Source organism: Escherichia sp. MOD1-EC6842 (assembly GCF_002965705.1).
In the GTDB taxonomy this organism is placed as follows: Bacteria; Pseudomonadota; Gammaproteobacteria; order Enterobacterales; family Enterobacteriaceae; genus Escherichia; species Escherichia ruysiae.
Genome location: NZ_PTRF01000001.1, coordinates 536,981 through 561,791, shown reverse-complemented (window position 1 = coordinate 561,791; position 24,811 = coordinate 536,981). Strand labels below are relative to the sequence as shown.

Here is a 24,811-nt window from a genome sequence, read left to right as displayed (position 1 = left end):
GCGCCCCCAAAATTCAGTAGCCAAGGATCGACGTGCTTGTACTGGTGAGCTCATTCAGCAACATTGTGCGTCCATCAGTTGAATTCACAGCGAAAAGCAACCCTGGCAACTTTAGAGAGACTGGGATATTTTTACTTAACTCTTCTGACAAAGGTTATGGCAATGGTCTTAATCAGGACTCCTGAATTAAAAGATATACCATCTCTACAAAAGCTCTTTCTGCAATTGGGTTATCAGACAGATGTAGAACGCTTAGAAAATCATATTAACCAGAAGCATACCAGTCTTAGTATTTTGGTTGCTGAAGCAGAAAAGGAACTCTGCGGGGTTATTGTGATGAATTTTATCACCCCTGTACATGAAAACGGTTTGTGGGCATTAATTTCAGCTCTGGTCATAGATGAATCGTCGCGAGGAACAGGTATCGGAAAGAAGCTTCTCATTGCCTCTGAGCAAATCGCACTGGATAAGGGATGTTCTCAAATTGAGCTTTCAAGCAGTGAACGTAGAATCAGAGCACACAAGTTTTATGAAAGCCACGGTTATCAGGAAGTGAGGAAGCGTTTTGTTAAGCTTCTCGCAGACATGCCCATTGTTAAATAACTCTCCAGCGAGGTTTGCATGTCGGATTCGAGTACGAGCGCAAGCTGATTATTATAACCACTTCGTAAGTTGTGCCACCTGGTGTATATCATCTGACTTGATGTACACCAGGTATTCTACAGTAGTAAATCCAGTGTTTTCAGGGTCAAACCCCCTTCCCCATGATTGTATTTCTTTTCAATTTAATTGCATTCCTCAGTTCGAGGTTGAATTTAGCCTCGTCAATAAGTTTGTCCTTAAGTTCCTGTGCAATTCGCTTTAATTCCGTAAACGCAAGCGGCTTTTGCCCATGTAAGAATTGAACACCAGAACGTTCATAATACTTATCAATATGTTTTAACCTGTATTTTGCTAACTTTCTTATTTCACCTATAGAGCCCTGTTGTCCATTGTCTATTAGTCGGTTGATTGTATACTCAACAAACTCTTTTTTATCTTTTCCGAAATAACTCAAGACCAATGGAAGTAAAAAGCTTTGCATACAGATATCATATGAGAAAACCATAGAAAAATCGGCACCTAAAAGATCACAAGCTCCATCGAAATCATTATATAAAAAGATATAACGGTAAAAATCTTTAAACCTGCTAATTATACTTGCGTCAGTAACTTTGTTTGCGCCAATATAGCAGCCATAAGGGCTTCCTTTTGCAAACTCTATATTTTCTGTTGATTTGAAACTGTCACATCCCGCGACAATGGCCAGTAGGTTATTCATTGTATGTTTGTTTATCATTAAAAATAAATCATTCATCTCCCCCCAGGAGATATACTTTTTAATTCCAGGAAAAAACATCCCTTCCTCAGGTGAACCATGACACTCAAAATGCACTATAGGAATTAACCCTTTTTTTATGACTCCTTTTTCCAGCTCTTTAAAGAAAGAATTCAGCATGGGGATATTATGTATCTTAACAAAAACAATAGGAATTGGCACTTTCAGACTTGATATGGATTTAAATAGTTTTGAGGCAGTATTACTTTTAAGCGTTATATCATCTGGTTTATTATTGATTTTGATGTCACTCGGGGAATCAAGATCCTCATCACCTAAAACATCAATGATGTATAAAATGTTGAATGCAAATTTTCTCGTCATGTTTTATATCTCTATATCCGATAGAGTTAGTGTCCAAAATGCCATGATTGCACAAAAAACTCCTTCAAATCTGGCTCCTGCCCTAAGGATATCAAAAAAAATCCTCTGTGGAATTATTTACTTCATGGATATTTGGCTGGCAGATATTAAAATTAGATATTGAATATTCTGTATGTTAATAGATTCATATAAAATCAACAAAAAACTTAATATATGGATTTTATTTGTTTTAAAGTGGTTGTAATTAAAATTTACGCCAGGCTACATTTGAGTTAATCACGTAGGCCACGTACAAAGCGCGTGTTCAATGGATTGATGACGTGAGGCGAATCCATCAGTTTTATCTACACTTGGGATAATGCGCTGACGGGAGTAAAAAAATGGCTGACTGGAATCCCTCTTTATATCTGCACTTCAACGCCGAACGGTCACGACCGGCAGTAGAACTGCTTGCCAGAGTCCCTCTGGAAAACGCCTGGGAAATAGCCGATCTTGGCTGTGGCCCAGGCAATAGCACCGCCCTGCTACATCAACGCTGGCCAACGGCTAAAATTACCGGCATTGATTCGTCTCCGGCGATGATTGCCGAAGCGCGCGCAATTTTACCAGAATGTCAGTTTGTGGAAGCAGACATCCGCAATTGGCAACCTAACCATGCACTCGATCTGATTTTCGCCAATGCCTCGCTGCAATGGCTGCCCGAACACTATGAACTGTTTCCGCATCTGGTATCGTTACTCAATCCGCATGGCGTGCTGGCGGTGCAAATGCCGGACAACTGGCTGGAGCCGACGCATGTGTTAATGCGCGAAGTCGCCTGGGAGCAGCATTATCCGGATCGTGGACGCGAACCGCTGGCAGGCGTTCATGCTTACTACGATATTCTGAGCGAAGCCGGATGTGAGGTTGATATCTGGCGCACCACCTACTATCACCAGATGCCGTCGCACCAGGCGATTATTGACTGGGTGACAGCCACCGGATTACGCCCATGGTTGCAGGATCTGACGGAGAGTGAGCAGCAGCATTTTCTTACGCGCTACCATCAGATGCTGGAAGAACAGTATCCACTGCAGGAGAACGGGCAGATACTGTTGGCATTTCCGCGTCTGTTTATTGTTGCCCGGCGCACGGAGTAATTATTACGTCAGCTGGTAATGGCGATCGGGAAGAATCTTCGGCGGAATTTCTGTTTCGTCGTTCATCTGTAACAGGTCAATTTCAATAGCGTTGCAGATGGCATCCAACGGTAAATCATTGTTTTCAGTACCGAACGGATCTTCCAGCTCTTCCGCCAGACAATCCAGCGAAATAAAGGTGTAGGAAATTAGCACTGAGATAAAAGGCGTCATGTAATGCAGATCCACCACAAGGGCAAACGGTAGCATAATGCAAAAAAGATAAACGGTGCGATGCAAAATCAGGGTGTAAGCAAAGGGAATTGGTGTATATGCAATACGCTCGCACCCTGCCAGTACCGCAGAAATATCATTAAGACGATCGTTCAGACTAATAAACAGAATGTCAGAAAGTAGCCCGTTTCGCCGCTGAACGGCCAACCACTCACCCATTATCAATAAAATACGGTTAGCTGGAGAGTTGGAAGCCAGTACTCGCTGAAGATCTCCAGTATTAAGATAATGTGCCAGCACTCCCGCCTGTGGCTGTTTGCGTAATGTCATGCGTAAACAGTGGGCGAAGGCGATTTGTAGCCGGGCAAACTCCTTTACACTTGCCGAATCCGGCAATGTCGTTTTTACCTCGCGCAGTAACGACCGTGAAGCAATCATCAACTGCCCCCAAAGTTTGCGCGCTTCAACGTAACGGGCGTACCCAGCATTATTACGAAAACCAAGAAAAATGGCGATGGCGACACCGAGAATGCTGAACGGTGCGAGGGTGAATTTGATGCCCAAATGCGTGTACCAGGGCAGCATGAAAATAACAGCGATAGAAAAGAGAAAGTTTAGTAGCAAACGCGAGGATATTTTGGATAATACTGAACCGTGCCAGACAAAAATACGGCGCAGCCAGTGTTGTTGTGGGCGAACAATCATGATTATCTTCAGGCGTGGAAAAGTCGCACTATTAAACGTGATTCCGATCACATTCTCAAGACACTACTTACAAATTACCTACAAGCTTACAACATTAACAGGTTCTGCATGTGGCACCTGTTAATGATAAAGGCACATAGGATGTTGTAACTAATATAGTCAAATAAGAAACCCGGTCGAAACCGGGTTCAGAGTATTAGCACAACGGACGTACAGCTTCGCGCATTCCTTTTTCGAGAATCGCATCCAGGTCATTAGCAACCTGCTCGACCAGACCAGGCACTTGCGTCAGGTCCTGCTCCCAGTGGTCTTTTTCTGCTAACACAATCGCAACCAGTTCCTGGGTGCCGATAACGCGGTCACGATGCTGGCTCCAGAGTTGCTGGTAACGTTCCAGCCAGTGCGCATCGTCCTGTACCGGATACGTTTCTCCGTTACGCTCTCCGCGATAGAACGCAATCAATGCCGCTAATGCGAAAGTGAGGCGCGCCGGAAGTGTGCCGTTTTCCTTCTGCCCTGCCAGCAACTGCGGCAGGATGCGGGTGCGGAACTTGGTCATACCGTTGAGCGCGATAGACAGCAGCTGATGCTTAATGTACGGGTTACGGAAACGCCCGGTGACGGCACTGGCGAAAGATTCCAGTTCATCACGTGGCAGATCCAACACCGGAATAATCTCTTCGTAAATGGCTTTTTCAACGAATGCGCAAATTTCAGCATCGTTCATCGCTTCGCCGACGGTATCCAGCCCTGCCTGGAACGCCACCGGCACCAGCGCGGTGTGTGCGCCATTAAGGATTGCTACTTTGCGCTCTTTATACGGTTTAATATCGTCAACAATCAGCACGTTAAGCGGATATTTATCCAGACGCAGTTCAGTCGCTAAGGATTTCGGCCCCTGAATCACAAACAGGTAAAAGTGTTCAGCGGTGTCGAGGAAACCATCGTGATAGCCGAGTTCAGCTTCCAGTTTAACCACTTCATCACGCGGATAACCGGTAACGATGCGGTCCACCAGCGTAGAACAGAAACTGTTAGCCTGATCCAGCCATTGAATAAATGCTTCGGGCAGTGCCCATTCTTGTGCGTAGCGCAGCACCAGTTCACGCAACGCGTCGCCGTTGTAGTCGATCAGCTCACACGGAATGATGATCCAACCTTTATCCAGCGCGCCGTTGAAATGGCTGAAACGTTCGAACAGCAGACGCGTCAGTTTTGCCGGATAGCTTACTGCTGGCGCATCATCAAATTTGTCGCCCGCATGATAGCTAATACCCGCCTCTGTGGTGTTGGAAAAGACGAAGCGCATTTCCGGATTATGTGCAAGTTTCAGGAATTCATCGTAGTCACCGTAGACGCTGATTTCACGGTTTACAGAACGAATCAGACGCGCATCGCTGACCGCTTCTCCCTTCTCATTCAGGCCACGAATAATGGTGGTATACAGACCATCCTGCGTGCTCAGTGACGGCGGGAATGAAGTTTCAATCGGACGAACAACGACCACGCCAGAATTCAGGTCGGTGTGTTCATTCAGGAGATCAATTTGCCAGTCAACAAAGGCGCGCAGAAAGTTACCTTCACCAAACTGAATGATTCGTTCTGGATACTGTGCACCGGGAAAATCGCGACGATTTAGTGTTTTCACAATGGGTTCCCTTTTGATTAGTCATACAACCTGCTTGAATTGGTACGACAGGTTAGCAAACTTTAATACATTGAACCCCTGTTTTGATCAACTCGTGATGATTAATTAGCAGGTTTAAGATAAAAATGTGGCACAGATCATGGTTCCATCGAGGATTTTCCTCTTTCTCCAGTCGACAGAGTGGTAGAACACATTATGCTAAAACTGTGACAAAATAACAAAGCTGTCAGACAACTTCCTCACCATAACGCATGGTACTGGTGCGGTTACGCCCGTCTTTCTTCGACCGATAGAGACACGCATCAGCTTCGACCATCAATTTATTGAAGTCATCGGTTAGTGTGCGGTATGAAGCATCCCCACTACCGACGCCGATGCTAACCGTCAGATAAAGCGTCTTTTGTTGCCAGGTAAACGGTTGTAGTTCAACGCCTTTACGAATTTTCTCCGCCATCAGCAGACCATCAACGGGATTCATTGATGGCACGGCTACGGCAAACTCTTCGCCTCCCATTCTCGCCACCAGCCCCTTATCGCCGACAATTTTCTGAATATGCTGGGCAAACACGCTTAACACTTTATCGCCACACTCATGACCATAGTTATCGTTAATGCTTTTGAAATAGTCGATATCAAGCAACATGACGGTCAGATGTTGTGTCTGTTGCAGAGATGGACTTTTCAGCGCCTCATAAAGACCGGATCGTGAGTAAACCTGAGTCAGAAAATCAAAGTCGGCTCGCAGCGCAACTTGCTTCATTAGCGAATTAATCGCTGCCACGCTAAAGGAAACCATAATTGGGCAAATCGCCATCGTGGCAATGCCCAGACGCGCGGAAAACATCTGCGGAATAAAGAACGGCGAACCGACGGCGATATCAATTACCGAATTTGCTACCAGTACGATCTCCACTGCTCCGGTGATAAAAGTCAGCAGACACGTCACCTGTGGCGTATAGCGCACTGCACACCAGATTAATGCAGGCAGCGGGAACGCCAGACTCCCCGCTCCGCCAATGACGACCGAGGCAATAACCGACACAATAAGCGCAATGGCTGGCATCATCTGCTCTGCTTTAAAGCGCGGCAATACCCCAGGAATTGCCAGCGTCAGCATACAAGGCACAATCAACACGCCTGTTGAGAATTGTTCACTAAACCAGTCAGCAAGCAAAGGCCAGAAATCCAGGCTATCAATACTAACCGAACCAATCGCCCCGACGATGGCACATAATAAAGCGGCAATCAGACAATAATTAAATAACCGTAATGCGCTTACTGGCTCGTACTTATTTTTCCCCAGACGCTTATCCCGCATAACCAGTAGGGCGACAGTTACGATAAACATCATATTGGATAAATTGATAACCAGTGAAACCAGCCCCCATTCGGTGGTCATGGCATCATAAACCAGCATTGCCACGTAACAGATGGCATAGTAATGCAGACGATTAAGCCAGACGTAGCGGGCAAATACCCCAGCCATCACGCCATTCAGCGGCCAGAAAAGAGAAAGTTCGTGAACCAGGCGTAGCTCTGCACCTATAAAATAGAACAGCGTCGTTAGCGCAAAAATTGCAATGCTATTACGTAGTAGATGACCTTCCTGGAACAAACGGAAAGTGGATATGGGGTGTACATGCATTAATTATCTGTCCATACAATTGCGAGTGGCAATTATCTCAACGCAATAAGTAAATTCTCATAAAGGATAGCATGTTCGCTGACAGCGGCGACAAAGAAAGATATCAATCAGATGATCTTTTGGCTTTTACCACCATTCTTATGGCTGATTCATCTGAATAACCAGCCAGTGATAGATAACCGTCACGATATAACGTTGTTGTTCCTCACTTAACGAAACACCCTGCGGAATGTTATGCCACTTAGCCAGACAGCCACGGCAGCAGGTCGCGGTGGCGTGTTGAGCGATAAACACCGGATGCCCGCGCATGGGGGTTTGCTTCCCGTCGTTCGCCGGTAATGCCGGCGCAAGACGCTTAGCGACAAAATCTGCCGCATGTTGTTCAATAACCGGCGCGCCCTTCTCCAGACAATACTGACGCTCCTTGACGCCCAGACGAAAGCGAGAGCGAAATTTTGAACGGGCTAAACGCGCGAAGAGTGGATCAAGTGACTGCATTAATAAACCGAGCGTCCTAACTGTTTCGTTAATTGTTCAAGTACTGCGATACCGGCAAGCGAGTTACCTGCATCATCCAGTTCCGGGCTCCATACCGCGATAGCCATTTCATGCGGGACGATCGCAACAATACCGCCGCCAACGCCAGATTTCGCCGGAAGGCCTACCCGCCAGGCAAACTCCCCCGCGTTCTGGTACATTCCGCTCGTTGCCATCAACGCGTTAATTTGCCGCGCCTGCATCGGCGTCACTACGGGCTCATCGATATGAATAGCCTTTCCCTGATTTGCCAGAAAAACAAACGTCCGCGCCAGCTCAACGCAGCTCATTTTCAGTGCACAGTAATGAAAGTAGTTTTGCAGAACGGTTGTCACATCATGATGGAAATTGCCAAACGACTTCATCAGCCAGGCAATAGCCGCATTTCGCGCGGAATGTTCAAACTCGGAACGGGCAACCACCGTATCGTAGGCAATATCAGACACGCCGCTTAAGCCGCGCACGACTTCCAGCATACGTTGCCGTGGTGCGCTTAATCGCCCTTGCAACATATCGCAGACCACCAGCGCACCGGCATTAATAAACGGATTACGCGGAATGCCCTGCTCCATTTCCAGTTGGACTAAGGAATTGAACGGAGATCCCGACGGATCTTTGCCGACGCGTTGCCAGATTTCTTCTTCGGAGTAATGACGCATAGCAACAACGAGACTGAGCACTTTGGAAATAGACTGAATAGAAAATCGTTCTTGCGCGTCTCCGGCCTGGAAAAGCTGCCCATCAACGGTACAGATAGCAATCCCCAGACGGGAACCATCGACGGTTGCCAGTGCCGGAATATAATCAGCGACTTTACCCTGACCAATTAGCGGACGTACTTGCCGCAAGATATTTTCTAAAATTGCATTATCCATGGCGACTGCCACTCTCTGCTCCTTGCTCGCAGGTCTGAAAAGACCTGCGAGTATAACAGAGCTAAATATGTGACGTCAGATCCGGTCTTTCCACACCGTCTGGATATTACAGAACTCATGTAAGCCGAAATGAGAAAGTTCACGCCCAAAACCGCTCTTCTTCACACCGCCAAAAGCGACCCGTGCGTCGCTGGCGCAGAAACCATTGATAAACACGCCGCCGCATTCCAGACGTACCGCCATCTGTCTGGCTCGTGTTTCGTCAGCGGTAAAGATCGTCGCTGAAAGGCCGAACTCACTGTCATTCGCCAGTTCCAGCGCATGTTCTGCATCTCTCGCTACGGTGATTGCCGCAACGGGGCCAAACATTTCTTCACGAAATGCGGTCATTTCTGGGGTGACATTTGCCAGAACCGTTGGCGGATAGCAGTTACCTGCCCCAGCCATCTTTTCCCCGCCCAGTAACAAACGTGCGCCCTGCGCCAGAGTTTTTTCCACCTGATGATGCAACTCATCACGCAAGTCAAAACGTGCCATCGGACCAAGATCGTTCTCTTCGTCACGGGGATCGCCCATTTTCAACGCTGCCGCAGCCGCTACAAAACGTTCGGTAAATGCCGAAGCAATCCCCTCTTCGATGATAAAGCGTTTTGCCGCCGCGCAAACCTGTCCGGTATTCTGGTAACGCCCGGCAACCGCCGCTTTAACCGCCAGTTCCAGATCGGCATCGTTAAGCACAATAAACGGATCTGAACCGCCCAGCTCCAGTACGCATTTTTTCAGTGCCGCACCAGCCTGTGCACCAATAGCTGCTCCCGCACGAACACTCCCGGTCACGGTGACTGCCGCAATACGTGGATCTTTAATCATCTGACTGACACCATCGTTATCGGCATTTAGCCAGCCATATACGCCCTGAGGGATACCCGCGTCTTTAAACACCAGGGCAATGAGCTGAGCACAGCCCGTCACATTCGGCGCGTGCTTAAGTAAGTAGCCGTTACCTGCAAGAATGATGGGAACAGCGCCGCGCATCACTTGCCATAAAGGAAAGTTCCACGGCATAACTGCCAGAATCGTCCCCATTGGTCGATACTCAATAACCGCCTGCTGATTCTCAACCAGCGTTGGCTCTGCTTTCAGCATTGACGGGCCATGTTCTGCATACCAGTCACACAAATTCGCCGATTTCACCACTTCGGCACGTGCCTGCTTGATGGGTTTACCCATTTCGCGGGTGATCATTTGCGCTATCTCTTCGCTGCGAGTACGCAGAGCTTTACCGATATCTCGCAGTTTTTCCGCCCGGTAATCTACGCTTGTCTCGCGCCAGCCGCGAAAACCTTCCACTGCAAGCTGAAGAGCGTTTTCAATATCGTCAGCGCCTGTCCAGGGCAGTGAAGACAGTTGTTCACCGTTAGCTGGATTTATCGAAATGGCATGGGTCGCCGGAGTGATGGTCATTGGGGTATCTCCTTTATGAGTTATGGTTTGAAGATACGTAGATTTACTCTTGTTTGAAAATGAATAATATTAAGCCACTTATTCACAAATCGAGAATGCTATGGATCTGACTCAATTGGAGATGTTCAACGCAGTTGCCGAGGCAGGCAGCATTACCCAGGCTGCGGCTAAAGTACATCGTGTGCCGTCGAATCTCACGACTCGTATACGTCAACTGGAAACAGAGCTCGGTGTTGAGCTGTTTATCCGCGAAAATCAGCGTTTACGTCTCTCTCCCGCCGGGCATAACTTTTTACGCTACAGCCAACAAATTCTCGCGCTGGTGGATGAGGCGAGAAATGTCGTGGCTGGCGATGAGCCGCAAGGTCTGTTTTCTCTCGGATCGCTGGAAAGCACCGCCGCAGTGCGTATTCCGGCAACGCTGGCAGAATTTAACCGTCGTTACCCCAAAATTCAGTTTTCACTTTCCACCGGCCCTTCCGGCACGATGCTGGACGGCGTACTGGAAGGAAAGCTGAATGCGGCATTTATTGATGGGCCGATTAACCATACCGCCATCGACGGGATACCGGTGTATCGTGAGGAGCTGATGATCGTCACGCCGCAAGGACATGTGCCAGTTACCCGTGCCAGTCAGGTTAATGGTTACAACATCTATGCCTTTCGCGCCAATTGTTCGTATCGCCGTCATTTTGAGAGCTGGTTTCATGCTGACGGTGCCGCACCGGGGACTATTCATGAGATGGAGTCGTATCACGGGATGCTGGCCTGTGTGGTCGCGGGTGCGGGCATTGCGCTTATCCCTCGTTCTATGCTGGAAAGTATGCCGGGGCATCACCAGGTTGAAGCATGGCCGTTGGCTGAGCAATGGCGTTGGTTAACAACCTGGCTGGTCTGGCGTCGCGGTGCGAAAACGCGCCCGCTTGAGGCGTTTATTGAACTGCTGGATGTACCAGACTAAATGTTGTACCGGCTACTCACGCTGCCGTTGATACAGCATGACATGAATCGGCGAAACGCGACATAGATCACAAAACCGTTGTATTCAGATCATTAACCGTTTTAAGATCATTTCATTACCTTTTCGCAACTCATCCGATAATCGGTTATGACAACAAATATGGTTTCCCGCAAAGTGGCGTGGCTACGGGTCGTTACGCTGGCCGTTGCCGCCTTCATCTTCAATACCACCGAATTTGTGCCTGTAGGTTTGCTTTCTGATATTGCGCAAAGCTTTCATATGCAAACCGCACAGGTCGGTATCATGTTGACCATTTATGCGTGGGTAGTGGCGCTAATGTCACTGCCTTTTATGCTAATGACCAGTCAGGTCGAACGCCGCAAATTGCTGATCTGTCTGTTTGTGGTGTTTATCGCCAGCCACATACTGTCGTTTTTATCGTGGAGCTTTACCGTTCTGGTAATCAGTCGCATTGGTGTGGCTTTCGCCCATGCTATTTTCTGGTCGATTACGGCGTCTCTGGCAATCCGTATGGCGCCAGCCGGAAAGCGAGCGCAGGCATTGAGTTTAATTGCCACCGGCACAGCACTGGCGATGGTATTAGGTTTACCTATCGGGCGCATTGTGGGGCAGTATTTCGGCTGGCGAACAACCTTCTTCGCGATTGGTATCGGGGCGCTTATCACCCTTTTGTGCCTGATCAAATTACTTCCATTGCTGCCCAGTGAGCACTCTGGTTCGTTAAAAAGTCTTCCGCTGCTGTTTCGTCGCCCGGCATTGATGAGCATTTATTTGCTGACGGTAGTCGTGGTCACCGCCCATTACACGGCATACAGCTATATTGAACCTTTTGTGCAAAACGTTGCGGGGTTCAGCGCCAACTTTGCCACAGCATTGCTGTTGATGCTCGGTGGTGCGGGCATCATTGGTAGCGTCATTTTCGGTAAGCTGGGTAATCAGCACGCATCTGTGCTGGTCAGTGCGGCGATTGCGCTATTGCTGGTGTGCCTGGCACTACTGTTGCCTTCGGCAAGTAGCGAGATACACCTCGGCGTGCTGAGCATTTTCTGGGGGATCGCGATGATGATCATCGGACTTGGGATGCAGGTTAAAGTACTGGCGCTGGCACCAGATGCCACCGACGTTGCGATGGCGCTCTTTTCCGGGATATTTAATATTGGTATTGGCGCCGGGGCGCTGGTGGGTAATCAGGTAAGTCTACACTGGTCGATGTCGATGATTGGTTATGTGGGTGCAGTTCCGGCTCTCGCCGCGTTGATATGGTCAATCGTCATATTCCGCCGCTGGCCTGTGGCACTTGAAGAACAGACACAATAGCTTCCATGCACGAACGAGCCTTTCAGATTATTGACAACGTGCGCTTTGTTTATGCCGGATGCGGCGGGAACGCCTTATCCGGCCTACAACTCAATACATTGCAGAGATTACGTAGGCCTGATAAACGTAGCGCATAGGCAATGTTGCGTTTGTCATCTGCTCAGACCCATTTGGGTCTTTTTTAATGGTAAGTTTTAATAATTTCCAGGATGCCGTTAATAATAAATTGCACGCCCATACAAACCAGCAAGAAGCCCATCAGGCGGGAGATCGCTTCAATTCCCCCTTTCCCCACCAGCCGCATAATGGCACCAGAGCTACGTAGACTTCCCCACAAAATGACCGCCACCAGGAAAAAGATCAGCGGCGGCGCAACCATCAGCACCCAGTCCGCGAAGGTTGAACTCTGACGCACCGTTGACGCCGAGCTAATGATCATCGCAATGGTTCCCGGTCCGGCGGTACTTGGCATTGCCAGTGGCACAAAAGCAATATTGGCGCTGGGTTCATCTTCCAGCTCTTCCGATTTGCTTTTTGCTTCCGGTGAATCCGTTGCCTTTTGCTGGGGAAAGAGCATACGGAAACCGATAAATGCAACAATTAACCCCCCAGCAATACGTAGACCGGGAATCGAAATGCCGAACGTATCCATCACCAGTTGCCCGGCGTAATACGCCACCATCATGATGGCAAATACGTATACCGAGGCCATCAACGACTGGCGGTTACGTTCGGCGCTGTTCATGTTGCCCGCCAGGCCAAGAAATAACGCGACTGTCGTTAATGGGTTGGCTAACGGCAGCAACACCACCAGCCCCAGACTAATTGCTTTAAACAAATCTAACATTGGTGGTTGTTATCCTGTGTGTCTGAGTCATCAGCGAAAAGTATAAAGGGAAAACAAAGAGAAAGTTTCACTCTTTAACTAATCTTGCATAGCACTGACCAAAACTTGAACCGATTTAGCAAAACGTGGCATCAGACAATTCATTCATTTGACTTATACTTGCCTGGGCAATATTATCCCCTGCAACTAATTACTTGCCAGGGCAACCAATGTGAAAAGTACCAGCGACCTGTTCAATGAAATCATCCCCTTGGGTCGCTTAATCTATATGGTTAATCAGAAGAAAGACCGTCTGCTTAACGATTATCTGTCTCCGCTGGATATCACTGCGGCACAGTTTAAGGTGCTCTGCTCTATCCGCTGCGCAGCGTGCATTACGCCGGTTGAACTGAAAAAAGTGTTGTCGGTCGACCTGGGGGCACTGACCCGTATGCTGGATCGCCTGGTCTGTAAAGGCTGGGTGGAACGGTTGCCAAACCCGAATGACAAGCGCGGCGTGCTGGTAAAACTCACCGCCAGCGGCGCAGCAATATGTGAACAATGCCATCAATTAGTTGGCCAGGATCTGCATCAAGAATTAACAAAAAACCTGACGGCGGACGAAGTGGCAACGCTTGAGCATTTGCTTAAGAAAGTCCTGCCGTAAACAAAAAAAGAGGTATGACGATGTCCAGACGCAACACTGACGCTATTACCATTCATAGCATTTTGGACTGGATCGAGGACAACCTGGAATCGCCACTGTCACTGGAGAAAGTGTCAGAGCGTTCGGGTTACTCCAAATGGCACCTGCAACGGATGTTTAAAAAAGAAACCGGCCATTCATTAGGTCAATATATCCGCAGCCGTAAGATGACAGAAATCGCGCAAAAGCTGAAAGAAAGCAACGAGCCGATACTCTATCTGGCAGAACGTTATGGTTTCGAGTCCCAGCAAACGCTGACCCGAACCTTCAAAAACTACTTTGATGTTCCGCCGCATAAATACCGGATGGCTAATATTCAGGGCGAATCGCGCTTTTTACATCCATTAAATCATTACAATAGCTAGTTTAAACGTGACAACGTCACTGAGGCAATCATGAAACCACTTTTATCCGCAATGATAACCGCGCTTATTGTCTTTTCTGCGCAAGGCTTTGCGGAACAAACCACGCAGCCGACGGTTATTCCCTGTGGTGATGAAGTGATTGTTCCCCCATCGCAGGAACAACCACCATTCGATTTAAATCACATGGGGACAGGCAGTGATAAGTCGGATGCGCTGGGCGTGCCCTATTATAATCAACACGCCATGTAGTTAATTCTGGCCCCGACATATCGGGGCTTATTAACTTCTCACCTTCACCGCTTTACGCCACCGCAAACCAAACACATTGATATACAGCCCGCCCATTATCAGCACCGCACCGAAAAATTGCAGACCCGTTAATCGTTCATCTAACAAGAACGCCGCACTTGCCAGACCGACTACCGGGACAAGTAACGATAACGGTGCCACGCGCCAGGTTTCATAACGCCCAAGCAGCGTACCCCAGAGCCCATAGCCGACAATCGTCGCCACAAACGCCAGATACATCAGAGACAAAATGGTGGTCACGTCGATAGTGACCAGGCTGTGAATCATTGTTGCGGAACCATCGAGAATGAGCGAGGCGACAAAGAACGGGAGAATCGGGATCAATGCGCTCCACACTACCAGCGACATCACTGCCGGGCGCGATGAGTGCGACATGATCTTTTTATTGAAGATGTTGCCACACGCCCAGCTAAATGCTGCCGCCAGGGTCAGCATAAAACCGAGCATCGCCACATGCTGACCGTTCAGGCTACCTTCAATCAACACCAGCACGCCAAATATCGCTAAGGCGATCCCCGCCAGTTGCTTGCCATGTAGTCGTTCACCGAAAGTAAACGCGCCGAGGACAATCGTAAAAAACGCCTGTGCCTGTAAAACCAGCGAGGCCAGACCTGCTGGCATACCGAAGTTAATGGCGCAGAAGAGAAAGGCAAACTGCGCAAAACTGATGGTTAAACCATACCCCAGCAGCAAATTCAGCGGTACTTTCGGTCGTGCGATAAAAAAGATTGCCGGGAAGGCCACCAGCATAAAGCGCAAACCGGCCAACATCAGCGGTGGCATATTATGAAGCCCCACTTTGATGACCACAAAATTAAGCCCCCACACAACCACTACCAGTAGCGCCAACAACCCATCTTTTCGCGACATTCTACCGCCCCTGAATTTTCATCTTTTGTAAGCAATCAACTTAGCGGAATTTACTTTTTTTTAACAGTTGATTCGTTAGTCACCGTTTACGACGGCATTAATGCGCAAATAAGTCGCTATACTTCGGATTTTTGCCATGCTATTTCTTTACATCTCTAAAACAAAACATAACGAAACGCACTGCCGGACAGCCAAATGAACTTATCTCTGCGACGCTCTACCAGCGCCCTTCTTGCCTCGTCGTTGTTATTAACCATCGGACGCGGCGCTACGCTGCCGTTTATGACTATTTATTTGAGTCGCCAGTACGGTCTGGGTGTCGATTTGATTGGTTATGCGATGACAATTGCGCTCACTATCGGCGTCGTTTTCAGCCTCGGATTTGGCATTCTGGCGGATAAGTTTGACAAGAAGCGTTATATGTTACTGGCAATTACCGCCTTCGCCAGCGGCTTTATCGCCATTCCCCTGGTGGACAACGTGACGCTGGTGGTGCTGTTCTTCGCGCTCATCAACTGCGCGTATTCCGTTTTTGCTACCGTGTTGAAGGCCTGGTTTGCCGATAATCTTTCCTCCGCCAGTAAAACGAAGATCTTCTCGATCAACTACACCATGCTCAACATTGGCTGGACCATCGGCCCACCGCTCGGCACGCTGTTGGTGATGCAAAGTATCAATCTGCCCTTTTGGCTGGCAGCCATCTGTTCTGCGTTTCCTGTGCTTTTCATTCAAATTTGGGTGAAACGCAGCGAGAAAATCATCGCCACAGAGACAGGCAGCGTCTGGTCTCCAAAGGTTTTGTTACAGGATAAAGCTCTGCTGTGGTTCACCTGCTCAGCCTTTCTGGCCTCTTTCGTGAGCGGAGCGTTTGCCTCGTGCATTTCACAATACGTGATGGTGATTGCTGATGGTGATTTTGCCGAAAAGGTGGTCGCGGTTGTTCTTCCGGTTAATGCTGCGATGGTAGTTACGTTGCAATATTCCGTGGGCCGGCGCATTAATCCGATCAATATCCGCGCGCTAATGACGGTCGGCACTCTCTGCTTTGTCATCGGTCTGGTCGGGTTTATCTTTTCGGGCAACAGCCTGCTACTTTGGGGAATTTCAGCCGCCGTGTTTACTCTTGGCGAAATCATTTATGCCCCTGGTGAATATATGTTGATTGACCATATTGCACCGCCAGGGATGAAAGCCAGCTATTTTTCCGCCCAGTCTTTAGGCTGGCTTGGTGCAGCGATTAACCCATTAGTGAGTGGCGTCGTGCTCACCCGCCTGCCGCCGTCCTCGCTGTTTGTCATCTTAGCGTTGGCGATCATTGCTGCATGGGTGCTGATGTTAAAAGGCATTCACGCAAGACCCTGGGGGCAGCCGGTTCTTTGTTGACTCTCTGCCGTGCCTTAACGGCACGGCTTGACTCATTATTTTCCTGTTGCAAAGGCGTAGCCTTCATCTTCCCAGCCGGTTACCCCGCCGATCATGATTTTAACTGGCCTTCCTAACCGAGCCAGTTTGAGTGCCGCGCGGTCTGCGCCGTTACAATGTGGCCCCGCGCAATACACCACAAACAGAGTATCTTCCGGCCATTGAGCCATTCTCTCTTCGGTCATTTGCTTATGGGGCAGATGAATTGCGCCTGGGATATGCCGATGAGCGAAATCCTCTTCACGTCCGACCACATGCAGCAAAACGAAATCATCGCCAATGTAGGCCAGCGAGTCATGAACATCGGCGCAATCCGTTTCAACACTCAAACGCATGAGAAAATGCGCTTCGGCAACGTCCGGTTTCGCTGCGGTAAATTCAGTGACATAACGCATATTGCTTTTTCCTTTTGGGTTGTTGTGTTAACAATAATGTAACCAATCAACCTTTCACTGACTGCCTCACGATATGCCAGAAAAGAGTAAAATGATGCCAACATTGCAGCGCCCGCTGGTTGTTGTATTGGCTTATGACGGACTATGCACTTTCGAATTTGGTGTAGCCGTTGAAATCTTCGGCCTGCCGCGACCGGAACTGGGCGATAACTGGTATCGGTTTGCTGTTGCTGCGGTAGAACCCGGTGCGCTGCAAGCTACTGGCGGGATCCACGTAGTTGCGGATGGCGGGCTGGAGCTACTGACTGAAGCCGATATGATTATTATTCCAGGCTGGCGCGGTATAGATGCAACAGTACCAGAAATGCTATGCCAGGCGTTGCGCGAAGCACATCAACGCGGTACTCGCCTGGTTTCGATATGCTCGGGCGTATTTGTCCTTGCCGCCACTGGCCTTCTTCACCAGCGAAAAGCAACCACCCACTGGCGCTACACGGAACAACTCCAGCATCGTTACCCTTCAATTCACGTAAGTGACAATGTGTTATATCAGGATGAAGGACAAGTGATGACCTCCGCCGGAAGCGCAGCGGGGATCGATCTGTGCTTACATATCGTGCGCAAAGATTATGGTCACGAAATTGCTAATAATGTCGCCCGGCGGCTGGTCATTCAGCCTCATCGCCACGGTGAGCAACCACAAAACCTGACACGCCCGATGGCTGCGCCGCGTGAAAGCCATACGTTAGGCGCATTATTCGACTTTTTACAGCAAAATCTGGCACAAACGCATACCGTTGCCTCTCTCGCCGGACGAGTGAATATGAGTCAACGTACTTTTTTAAGACGCTTTGTCGCCTTAACGGGTATGACACCCGCCCGCTGGCTTCTCAATGAGCGATTAATACGAGTGGAAGATTATCTGCAAAATTCGTCGTTTAGCATCGATAAAATTGCAGATCTGACGGGGTTTGGTAATTCATCTTTACTGCGTCATCATTTTCACCAGCGTTTTTTATTATCCCCTTCACAATATCGGAAAAACAGCCGTTCCTCATCACATTAACCCTCTAATTCAGCCTTCGTTTAGGTTACCTCTGCTAATATCTTTCTCATTGAGATGAAAATTAAGGTAAGAGAGGAAACACACCACACCATAAACGGAGGCAAATAATGCTGGGTAATATGAATGTTTTTATAGCTGTACTGGGAATAATTTTATTTTCTGGCTTTCTGGCCGCGTATTTCAGCCACAAATGGGATGACTAATGAACGGAGATAATCCCTCACCTAACCGGCCCCTTGTTACAATTGTGTACAAGGGGCCTGATTTTTCTGACGGCGAAAAAAACCGCCAGTAAACTGGCGGTGAATGCTTGCATGGATAGATTTGTGTTTTTACTTTTGCGCTAACAGGCTTTTCTCTGCACTGGTAACGGATCATTGACACAGTAGCATTATTTTTCTCAATGAATGTTAAACGGTGCTTAAACTCGGGTAATCACGTTTTGTTCGTCAATAAACATGCAGCGATTTCTTCCAGTTTGCTTACCCTCATACATTGCCCGGTCTGCTCTTCCGATGACCACATCCAGCGGTTCTTCAGGAAATGCGCGGCTCACACCTGCGGTCACGGTTATGTTGATATGCCCTTCAGAATATGCGATTGCATGGGTATCGACTCGCTGGCAAATACGTACTCCGGCACGACATGCATCTTCATCATTAGCAGCTTTGACAATGATGATAAATTCTTCGCCACCATAGCGATAAACCGTTTCGTAATCACGCGTCCAGGCAGATAAGTAAGTTGCCAGGGTTCGTAATACCACATCACCGATTAAATGCCCGTAGGTATCATTAACCAATTTAAATCGGTCTATATCCAGCAGCATTAAATAGAGATTCAGTGGCTCAGCATTACGTAATTGATGATCAAAGGATTCATCAAGAACCCGACGACCAGGTAATCCAGTCAGAACATCCATATTGCTACGAATTGTCAGCAAATAAATTTTGTAATCTGTTAATGCTGCAGTAAAAGAAAGTAACCCTTCCTGAAATTCGTCAAAATGAGCGTCCTGCCAGCGATTTTCGACAATTGCCAACATTAATTCCCGACCACAGTTATGCATATGTTGATGGGCAGAATCCATTAGCCGAACGTAAGGTAATTCATCGTTATCGAGTGGCCCCAGATGATCAATCCAGCGACCAAACTGGCACAGTCCATAAGAATGGTTATCCGTAATTTCTGGCTTACTGGCATCTCTCGCGACCACGCTGTGAAACATACTCACCAGCCACTGATAATGGGCATCGATAGCCTTATTGAGATTTAGCAAGATGGCATCGATTTCCGTTGTCTTCTTGATCATTGCCACTCCTTTTTCACAGTTCCTTGTGCGCGCTATTCTACCGAGAGAAAAGAAAAATTACGTCAATATTTTAATAGAAATCCTAATCTGAGACGACGTTAAAGATAACATTCTGATTTAAAACAAAATAAGCAGATAAAAAAGTGTTTAATACTGTAAATTATCCCTTCCTTGCACCATAAAACAGAGGCAAATAACATAAACAGTAAAGCCTGATGCCCCTATTGATTGGGCCATCAGACGCATTTATTTTTGTGACTATTTCTGCAGATGTGTGACCCGAACGACGGCTGGAGTGCTTTTCTTATCCAGACTCCCGCTAATGTTGATCATCTGGTCAGGCTGAACTTGTCGTCCATCAAAGACGGCAGCAGGAATAACAACATTAATCTCACCGCTCTTATCACGAAAAACGTAACGGTCTTCACCCTTGTGGGAAATCAAATTACCACGTAATGAAACTGAGGCACCATCATGCATAGTTTTCGCAAAATCAACGGTCATTTTTTTTGCATCATCAGTTCCGCGATAGCCGTCTTCTATTGCATGTGGCGGTGGAGGCGCAGCATCCTGTTTTAAACCTCCCTGATCATCTGCCAACGCATAAGGCATGACAAGAAAACCTGCTAATACAATGGCCTGAAATTTCATACTAACTCCTTAATTGCGTTTGGTTTGACTTATTAAGTCTGGTTGCTATTTTTATAATTGACAAATAAGAATCGTACTGATTGTTATAAAACAATTAAAATCAGTCAGCTAGCAACAAAATTTGCTGCAAATTTAACTCAAAAAAGACAATAAAAAGATTAATGAAAGCTGTGTTTAAGTCTTAAATATATTTTCAGAATAATCGGATTTATAAATCTGATTTTTATTATAGTGAAAGAACATACCAAAAAGGCAAATCACCTTTGCAGCTAATAACGTGGACAAACAACGATGAACATTAATAGCAATAAAATTGTACAACTTGCAGATAGCGATACTATTGAAAACCTGACATCCGCGTTGAGCCAAAGACTTATCGCTGATCAATTACGCTTAACTACCTCCGAATCATGCACTGGCGGTAAGTTGGCTTGCGCGCTGTGTGCTGCTGAAGACACACCAAAGTTTTACGGCGCAGGCTTTGTCACTTTTACCGATCAAGCCAAAATGAAAATCCTTGGCGTCAGTCAGCAATCTCTTGAGAAATATACGGCGGTGAGCGAGAAGATAGCGGCAGAAATGGCAACTGGCGCCAAAGAGCGCGCAGATGTCGATATTAGTATTGCCATTACCGGCTACGGTGGGCCTGAAGGTGGGCAGGATGGTACGCCCGCAGGCACAGTCTGGTTCGCATGGAATATAAAAGGAAATACGCATACTGCGGTTATGCATTTTGATGGTGATTGCGAAACAGTATTAGCATTGGCGGTTCGATTTGCACTGGCGCAGCTTTTGAAATTACTGGAATGACTTTCTGGCCTGGCTTTACGCCAGACCAGCTATATTTACAGAAAATTAGACGTTCAGTCCACGATGTTGCAACATCGGCGCAATCTGTGGTGCCTTACCGCGCCATTGACGATACAAACGTTCTAAATCTTCGCTGTTGCCTCTGGAAAGAATCGCCTCGCGAAAACGTTGCCCATTCTCACGCGTTAAGCCGCCCTGCTCGACAAACCATTGATAACCGTCGTCTGCCAGCATTTGCGTCCACAAATAGGCGTAATATCCCGCCGCATATCCGCCACCAAAAATGTGGGCAAAATAACTGCTGCGATAACGTGGCGGTATGGCGGGAAGATTCATATTTTCCGCCACCAGCGCCCGCAGTTCGAAATCATTCACATCCTGCATCGCTTCATGCTCTTGCAGACAGTGCCAGCGCATATCAAGAAGTGCGGCGCTAAGCAATTCGCTCATCTCATAACCTTTATTGAACAGGCTGGCATTACGCATTTTTTGTTGTAACTCTTCCGGCATTGCTTTCCCGCTCTGATAATGCCGGGCGTAGCGCGCGAATACCTGCGGATGCATTGCCCAATGCTCGTTGATTTGCGAAGGAAATTCGACAAAATCGCGTGGTGTATTGGTGCCAGAAAGCGTGGCATAACGCTGGCAGGCAAACAGACCGTGCAACGTATGCCCAAACTCATGGAATAATGTAATAACATCGTCCCACAGCAACAATGCGGGTTCGTCTGCCGCCGGTTTCTGATAATTACAAACGTTATAGATTACCGGGCGTGTTTCATTAAGCGTAGATTGTTCTACAAAATTCCCCATCCATGCGCCGCCGCTTTTTGAGTCACGGGCGAAGAAATCACCGTAAAATAACGCCAGCCCCACGCCATTATGATCAAAAATTTCCCATACGCGGACATCAGGATGGTAAACAGGAATATCAAAACGTTCGACAAACTTAATACCGAAGAGCTGATTCGCAGTCCAGAATACACCTTCATTCAACACTGTGTTTAATTCGAAATAAGGTTTGAGCTGCGCTTCATCAAGACAGAATTTCTCCCGCCGCACCTGTTCAGCATAAAATGCCCAGTCCCACGGCTGGGCACTGAACTCACCCTGCTGATTATCGATAACCGCCTGTATAGACGCTAATTCATCGCTCGCACGTTGACGCGCCGCCGGAACAATTTCCCGCATAAAGTTGAGTGCTGCTTCTGGCGTTTTTGCCATCTGATCGGCGATTTTCCATGCGGCATAATGAGGGAAACCAAGCAGTTTCGCCTGCTGCGCGCGGATCTCCACCAGACGTTGAATGATAGCACGGGTATCATTGGCATCATTTTTTTCCGCTCGCGTCCAGCCCGCAGTGAACAGTTTTTCACGTGTAGAGCGATCGCGTAGCTCCGCAAGCGCCGGTTGTTGCGTGGTATTCAGCAATGGGATGAGCCATTTGTTTTCCAGACCTTTCTCGCGAGCCGCCTCTGCCGCCAGCGCAATTTCTTGCTCACTCATGCCTGCCAGTTGCGAAACATCGTCAACCACCAGCCCTCCGGATTTGTTCGCGGCTAATAACCGCTGGTTAAACTGACTGGTCAGGGTAGCGGCTTCTGTGTTCAGCACTTTTAATTTTTCTTTATCGGCATCTTCAAGTTTGGCACCGGCAAGAACAAAACGCTGATGAATAACTTCTACCAAACGAACAGATTCACTATCAAGGCCCAGCGTTTCACGCCGCTGCCAGACAGCATCTACCCGCGCGAATAATTCGCCATTCAGGTAGATATCATTAGCCAATTCCGCCAGTTCCGCCGAGAACTGTTCATCGAGACGCTGTAATTCATCATTAGTATGCGCCGAGGTCATGGCAAAGAAGACGCTGGTAACGCGAGTGAGTAACTCCCCGCTCTTTTCGAGGGCCAGAATAGTGTTAGTAAAATCGGGCGTCTGCGGGTTTAAAGCTATCGCCTCTATCTCAATCCGCTTTTGCCGCATCCCCTCATCGAATGCCGGGCGATAGTGTTGATTTTCAATCTGATCAAAATGAGGAGCCATATACGGCAGAGTACTCTGCGTAAGGAAAGGATTCGTCGTTGACATTTTCTACTCCTGAAAACGAGGTGTTCCATAGCGTAGGCTTACTGATAACGGAGTGCAATCTTGCAAACCAGTATTACCCGCTCTTAAGCATCACGTGCTATGTTATTGACACACAAAATCGTTGAGGAACAGTGAGATGATCGTTTTAGTAACTGGAGCAACGGCAGGTTTTGGTGAATGCATTACACGTCGTTTTATTCAACAAGGGCATAAAGTTATCGCCACTGGCCGTCGCCAGGAACGGTTGCAGGAGTTAAAAGACGAACTGGGAGATAATTTGTATATCGCCCAACTGGACGTTCGCAACCGCGCCGCCATTGAAGAGATGCTGACTTCGCTTCCTGCCGAGTGGCGTAATATCGATATTCTGGTAAACAATGCTGGACTGGCGCTGGGTATGGAACCTGCACATAAAGCCAGCGTTGAAGACTGGGAAACTATGATTGATACCAACAATAAAGGCCTGGTGTATATGACCCGCGCTGTCCTGCCTGGCATGGTCGAGCGTAATCATGGTCATATTATTAACATTGGCTCAACGGCGGGTAGCTGGCCGTATGCTGGTGGTAACGTTTATGGCGCGACAAAAGCGTTTGTTCGTCAGTTCAGCCTGAATCTGCGCACTGATCTGCATGGTACGGCAGTACGTGTCACCGACATCGAACCGGGGCTGGTGGGTGGCACCGAGTTTTCCAATGTTCGCTTTAAAGGTGACGACGATAAAGCGGAAAAAACCTATCAAAACACCGTTGCGCTGACGCCAGAAGATGTCAGCGAAGCAGTCTGGTGGGTTGCTACACTCCCTGCTCACGTCAACATCAACACACTGGAAATGATGCCGGTTACCCAAAGCTATGCCGGACTGAATGTCCATCGCCATTAATTTTTATACCCGGCTTAACCGCCGGGTTATTGCTTGTCACAAAAAAGTGGTAGACTCACTGAGTTAACCCACTCACAAGCAAGAACGAATGACCGTCGAAACGCAACTTAATCCCACACAACCTGTCAATCAGCAGATTTATCGTATTCTTCGCCGCGACATTGTCCATTGTCTAATTCCACCGGGCACACCGTTGTCGGAAAAAGAAGTTTCTGTTCGTTTCAATGTGTCACGCCAGCCGGTTCGTGAAGCCTTCATAAAACTGGCAGAAAACGGCCTGATTCAAATTCGCCCGCAGCGTGGCAGCTACGTCAATAAAATTTCCATGACTCAGGTACGCAACGGTAGTTTTATTCGTCAGGCTATTGAGTGTGCCGTCGCCCGCCGGGCGGCGAGCATGATTACCGATAGCCAGTGCTATCAGCTTGAGCAAAATCTCCACCAACAACGTATTGCCATTGAACGCAAACAACTGGATGATTTTTTTGAGCTGGATGATAACTTCCATCAAATTCTGACGCAGATTGCCGACTGTCAGCTTGCGTGGGACACCATTGAAAACCTGAAAGCAACTGTTGACCGCGTGCGCTATATGAGCTTTGACCACGTATCGCCACCTGATATGTTGTTACGTCAACATATGGATATTTTTACTGCTCTACAAAAACATGATGGTGATGCGGTAGAAAAAGCAATGACTCTGCATTTGCAGGAAATAAGTGAATCCGTGCAGCTGATCCGCCAGGAAAATAGCGACTGGTTTAGCGAAGAGTAATTCATTTCCTCTCATCCCATCCGGGGTGAGAGCCCATCCCTTTCTTCTGGTTCATGCAAGCATCAAAAAAGATGTGAACTTGATCATAAACAAAAAAATATTC

The 24,811-nt window shown here is 47.9% G+C and carries 26 protein-coding genes and 1 pseudogene; 14 read left to right on the top strand and 13 right to left on the bottom strand.

Annotated features, from left to right (window positions below):
- Nucleotides 1–162: 162 nt before the first annotated feature.
- Nucleotides 163–603, top strand: coding sequence for a GNAT family N-acetyltransferase (locus tag A7Z29_RS02995; RefSeq protein WP_000243017.1), 441 nt, complete (start codon nt 163–165; stop codon nt 601–603).
- Between the two features lie 145 nt (nt 604–748).
- On the opposite strand, the gene A7Z29_RS02990 is transcribed toward A7Z29_RS02995, so the two are convergent.
- The gene (locus A7Z29_RS02990) at nt 749–1,702 is read right to left on the bottom strand and encodes a hypothetical protein (protein WP_105289761.1); all 954 of its coding nucleotides are present in this window, start codon (nt 1,700–1,702) and stop codon (nt 749–751) included.
- 380 nt (nt 1,703–2,082) lie between these two features.
- Here A7Z29_RS02990 and tam point away from each other — a divergent pair, with 380 nt between their 5' ends.
- Entirely contained in the window at nt 2,083–2,841 is a 759-nt protein-coding gene (tam, locus tag A7Z29_RS02985; protein ID WP_105280467.1) for a trans-aconitate 2-methyltransferase, read from the top strand.
- 3 nt (nt 2,842–2,844) lie between these two features.
- Here the strand turns inward: tam and A7Z29_RS02980 are convergent, their stop codons facing one another.
- The 6 genes from A7Z29_RS02980 to sad form a co-directional block, all read right to left on the bottom strand.
- Nucleotides 2,845–3,759, bottom strand: a complete 915-nt coding sequence (locus A7Z29_RS02980; protein ID WP_024212389.1) for a bestrophin family protein — start codon at nt 3,757–3,759, stop codon at nt 2,845–2,847.
- A 196-nt stretch (nt 3,760–3,955) separates the two neighbouring features.
- Nucleotides 3,956–5,407 (bottom strand): tagaturonate reductase, encoded by a 1,452-nt coding sequence (gene uxaB, locus A7Z29_RS02970; RefSeq protein WP_105289760.1) that lies wholly within the window; start codon nt 5,405–5,407, stop codon nt 3,956–3,958.
- 226 nt (nt 5,408–5,633) lie between these two features.
- The gene (locus A7Z29_RS02965) at nt 5,634–7,052 is read right to left on the bottom strand and encodes a GGDEF domain-containing protein (protein WP_123058397.1); all 1,419 of its coding nucleotides are present in this window, start codon (nt 7,050–7,052) and stop codon (nt 5,634–5,636) included.
- A gap of 138 nt (nt 7,053–7,190) precedes the next feature.
- Nucleotides 7,191–7,550, bottom strand: coding sequence for a DUF4186 domain-containing protein (locus A7Z29_RS02955; protein WP_001191014.1), 360 nt, complete (start codon nt 7,548–7,550; stop codon nt 7,191–7,193).
- Entirely contained in the window at nt 7,550–8,476 is a 927-nt protein-coding gene (gene glsB / locus A7Z29_RS02950; RefSeq protein ID WP_000257398.1) for a glutaminase B, read from the bottom strand. Before glsB ends, A7Z29_RS02955 begins: the two co-directional genes overlap by 1 nt.
- A 63-nt stretch (nt 8,477–8,539) precedes the next feature.
- The gene (gene sad, locus A7Z29_RS02945) at nt 8,540–9,928 is read right to left on the bottom strand and encodes a succinate-semialdehyde dehydrogenase (RefSeq protein WP_105289759.1); all 1,389 of its coding nucleotides are present in this window, start codon (nt 9,926–9,928) and stop codon (nt 8,540–8,542) included.
- 100 nt (nt 9,929–10,028) lie between these two features.
- Between sad and ptrR the strand changes: the two genes are divergently transcribed.
- Nucleotides 10,029–10,889: a putrescine utilization regulator PtrR gene (gene ptrR / locus A7Z29_RS02940; RefSeq protein WP_105289758.1), complete on the top strand. Its 861-nt coding sequence runs from the start codon at nt 10,029–10,031 to the stop codon at nt 10,887–10,889.
- 147 nt (nt 10,890–11,036) lie between these two features.
- Nucleotides 11,037–12,227, top strand: a complete 1,191-nt coding sequence (ydeA, locus tag A7Z29_RS02935; protein WP_105289757.1) for an L-arabinose MFS transporter — start codon at nt 11,037–11,039, stop codon at nt 12,225–12,227.
- A gap of 181 nt (nt 12,228–12,408) precedes the next feature.
- Here ydeA and marC read toward each other — a convergent pair whose 3' ends face one another.
- Nucleotides 12,409–13,074 (bottom strand): NAAT family transporter MarC, encoded by a 666-nt coding sequence (gene marC, locus A7Z29_RS02930; protein ID WP_000885044.1) that lies wholly within the window; start codon nt 13,072–13,074, stop codon nt 12,409–12,411.
- A 211-nt stretch (nt 13,075–13,285) separates the two neighbouring features.
- Between marC and marR the strand changes: the two genes are divergently transcribed.
- Genes marR through marB form a run of 3 tightly spaced genes read left to right on the top strand, consistent with a single transcriptional unit; the run spans nt 13,286 to nt 14,373 of the window.
- Nucleotides 13,286–13,720, top strand: coding sequence for a multiple antibiotic resistance transcriptional regulator MarR (gene marR, locus A7Z29_RS02925; RefSeq protein WP_000843428.1), 435 nt, complete (start codon nt 13,286–13,288; stop codon nt 13,718–13,720).
- A 20-nt stretch (nt 13,721–13,740) separates the two neighbouring features.
- Nucleotides 13,741–14,124 carry an MDR efflux pump AcrAB transcriptional activator MarA gene (gene marA / locus A7Z29_RS02920; RefSeq protein WP_000091195.1) on the top strand — a complete coding sequence of 128 codons (384 nt, stop codon included), beginning with the start codon at nt 13,741–13,743 and terminating at the stop codon, nt 14,122–14,124.
- 30 nt (nt 14,125–14,154) lie between these two features.
- Entirely contained in the window at nt 14,155–14,373 is a 219-nt protein-coding gene (gene marB / locus A7Z29_RS02915) for a multiple antibiotic resistance protein MarB (protein ID WP_000803538.1), read from the top strand.
- Between the two features lie 30 nt (nt 14,374–14,403).
- Here the strand turns inward: marB and eamA are convergent, their stop codons facing one another.
- Entirely contained in the window at nt 14,404–15,303 is a 900-nt protein-coding gene (eamA, locus tag A7Z29_RS02910) for an O-acetylserine/cysteine exporter (protein ID WP_105289756.1), read from the bottom strand.
- A gap of 195 nt (nt 15,304–15,498) precedes the next feature.
- On the opposite strand from eamA, the gene ydeE reads away from it, so the two are divergent.
- Nucleotides 15,499–16,686 (top strand): efflux MFS transporter YdeE, encoded by a 1,188-nt coding sequence (gene ydeE, locus A7Z29_RS02905; protein ID WP_105289755.1) that lies wholly within the window; start codon nt 15,499–15,501, stop codon nt 16,684–16,686.
- 35 nt (nt 16,687–16,721) lie between these two features.
- Here ydeE and A7Z29_RS02900 read toward each other — a convergent pair whose 3' ends face one another.
- Entirely contained in the window at nt 16,722–17,120 is a 399-nt protein-coding gene (locus A7Z29_RS02900; protein ID WP_001271098.1) for a rhodanese-like domain-containing protein, read from the bottom strand.
- 94 nt (nt 17,121–17,214) lie between these two features.
- Here A7Z29_RS02900 and ftrA point away from each other — a divergent pair, with 94 nt between their 5' ends.
- From ftrA to A7Z29_RS23580, 3 genes and pseudogenes are all read left to right on the top strand, one after another.
- Nucleotides 17,215–18,186 (top strand): transcriptional regulator FtrA, encoded by a 972-nt coding sequence (gene ftrA / locus A7Z29_RS02895; protein ID WP_123058398.1) that lies wholly within the window; start codon nt 17,215–17,217, stop codon nt 18,184–18,186.
- Nucleotides 18,187–18,293: 107 nt separating this feature from the next.
- Nucleotides 18,294–18,389 (top strand): protein MgtS, encoded by a 96-nt coding sequence (gene mgtS, locus A7Z29_RS02890; RefSeq protein ID WP_000901364.1) that lies wholly within the window; start codon nt 18,294–18,296, stop codon nt 18,387–18,389.
- A pseudogene (locus A7Z29_RS23580) lies at nt 18,389–18,492 on the top strand (hypothetical protein). Before mgtS ends, A7Z29_RS23580 begins: the two are co-directional and overlap by 1 nt.
- A 115-nt stretch (nt 18,493–18,607) precedes the next feature.
- On the opposite strand, the gene dgcZ reads toward A7Z29_RS23580, so the two are convergent.
- Nucleotides 18,608–19,498 carry a diguanylate cyclase DgcZ gene (dgcZ, locus tag A7Z29_RS02885; RefSeq protein ID WP_000592846.1) on the bottom strand — a complete coding sequence of 297 codons (891 nt, stop codon included), beginning with the start codon at nt 19,496–19,498 and terminating at the stop codon, nt 18,608–18,610.
- A 258-nt stretch (nt 19,499–19,756) separates the two neighbouring features.
- Nucleotides 19,757–20,149, bottom strand: coding sequence for a YdeI family stress tolerance OB fold protein (gene ydeI, locus A7Z29_RS02880; RefSeq protein WP_000671720.1), 393 nt, complete (start codon nt 20,147–20,149; stop codon nt 19,757–19,759).
- A gap of 291 nt (nt 20,150–20,440) precedes the next feature.
- On the opposite strand from ydeI, the gene A7Z29_RS02875 reads away from it, so the two are divergent.
- Nucleotides 20,441–20,959: a 2-oxo-tetronate isomerase gene (locus A7Z29_RS02875; RefSeq protein ID WP_032225211.1), complete on the top strand. Its 519-nt coding sequence runs from the start codon at nt 20,441–20,443 to the stop codon at nt 20,957–20,959.
- A gap of 45 nt (nt 20,960–21,004) precedes the next feature.
- Here the strand turns inward: A7Z29_RS02875 and dcp are convergent, their stop codons facing one another.
- On the bottom strand, nt 21,005–23,050 hold the full coding sequence (dcp, locus tag A7Z29_RS02870; RefSeq protein WP_105289753.1) for a peptidyl-dipeptidase Dcp: 2,046 nt from the start codon (nt 23,048–23,050) through the stop codon (nt 21,005–21,007).
- A gap of 136 nt (nt 23,051–23,186) precedes the next feature.
- On the opposite strand from dcp, the gene ydfG reads away from it, so the two are divergent.
- Both ydfG and rspR read left to right on the top strand, forming a co-directional pair.
- Nucleotides 23,187–23,933 carry a bifunctional NADP-dependent 3-hydroxy acid dehydrogenase/3-hydroxypropionate dehydrogenase YdfG gene (gene ydfG, locus A7Z29_RS02865; protein WP_010346482.1) on the top strand — a complete coding sequence of 249 codons (747 nt, stop codon included), beginning with the start codon at nt 23,187–23,189 and terminating at the stop codon, nt 23,931–23,933.
- An 88-nt stretch (nt 23,934–24,021) separates the two neighbouring features.
- Entirely contained in the window at nt 24,022–24,708 is a 687-nt protein-coding gene (gene rspR / locus A7Z29_RS02860) for a DNA-binding transcriptional regulator rspR (RefSeq protein ID WP_000215570.1), read from the top strand.
- The last annotated feature ends 103 nt before the right edge of the window (nt 24,709–24,811 follow it).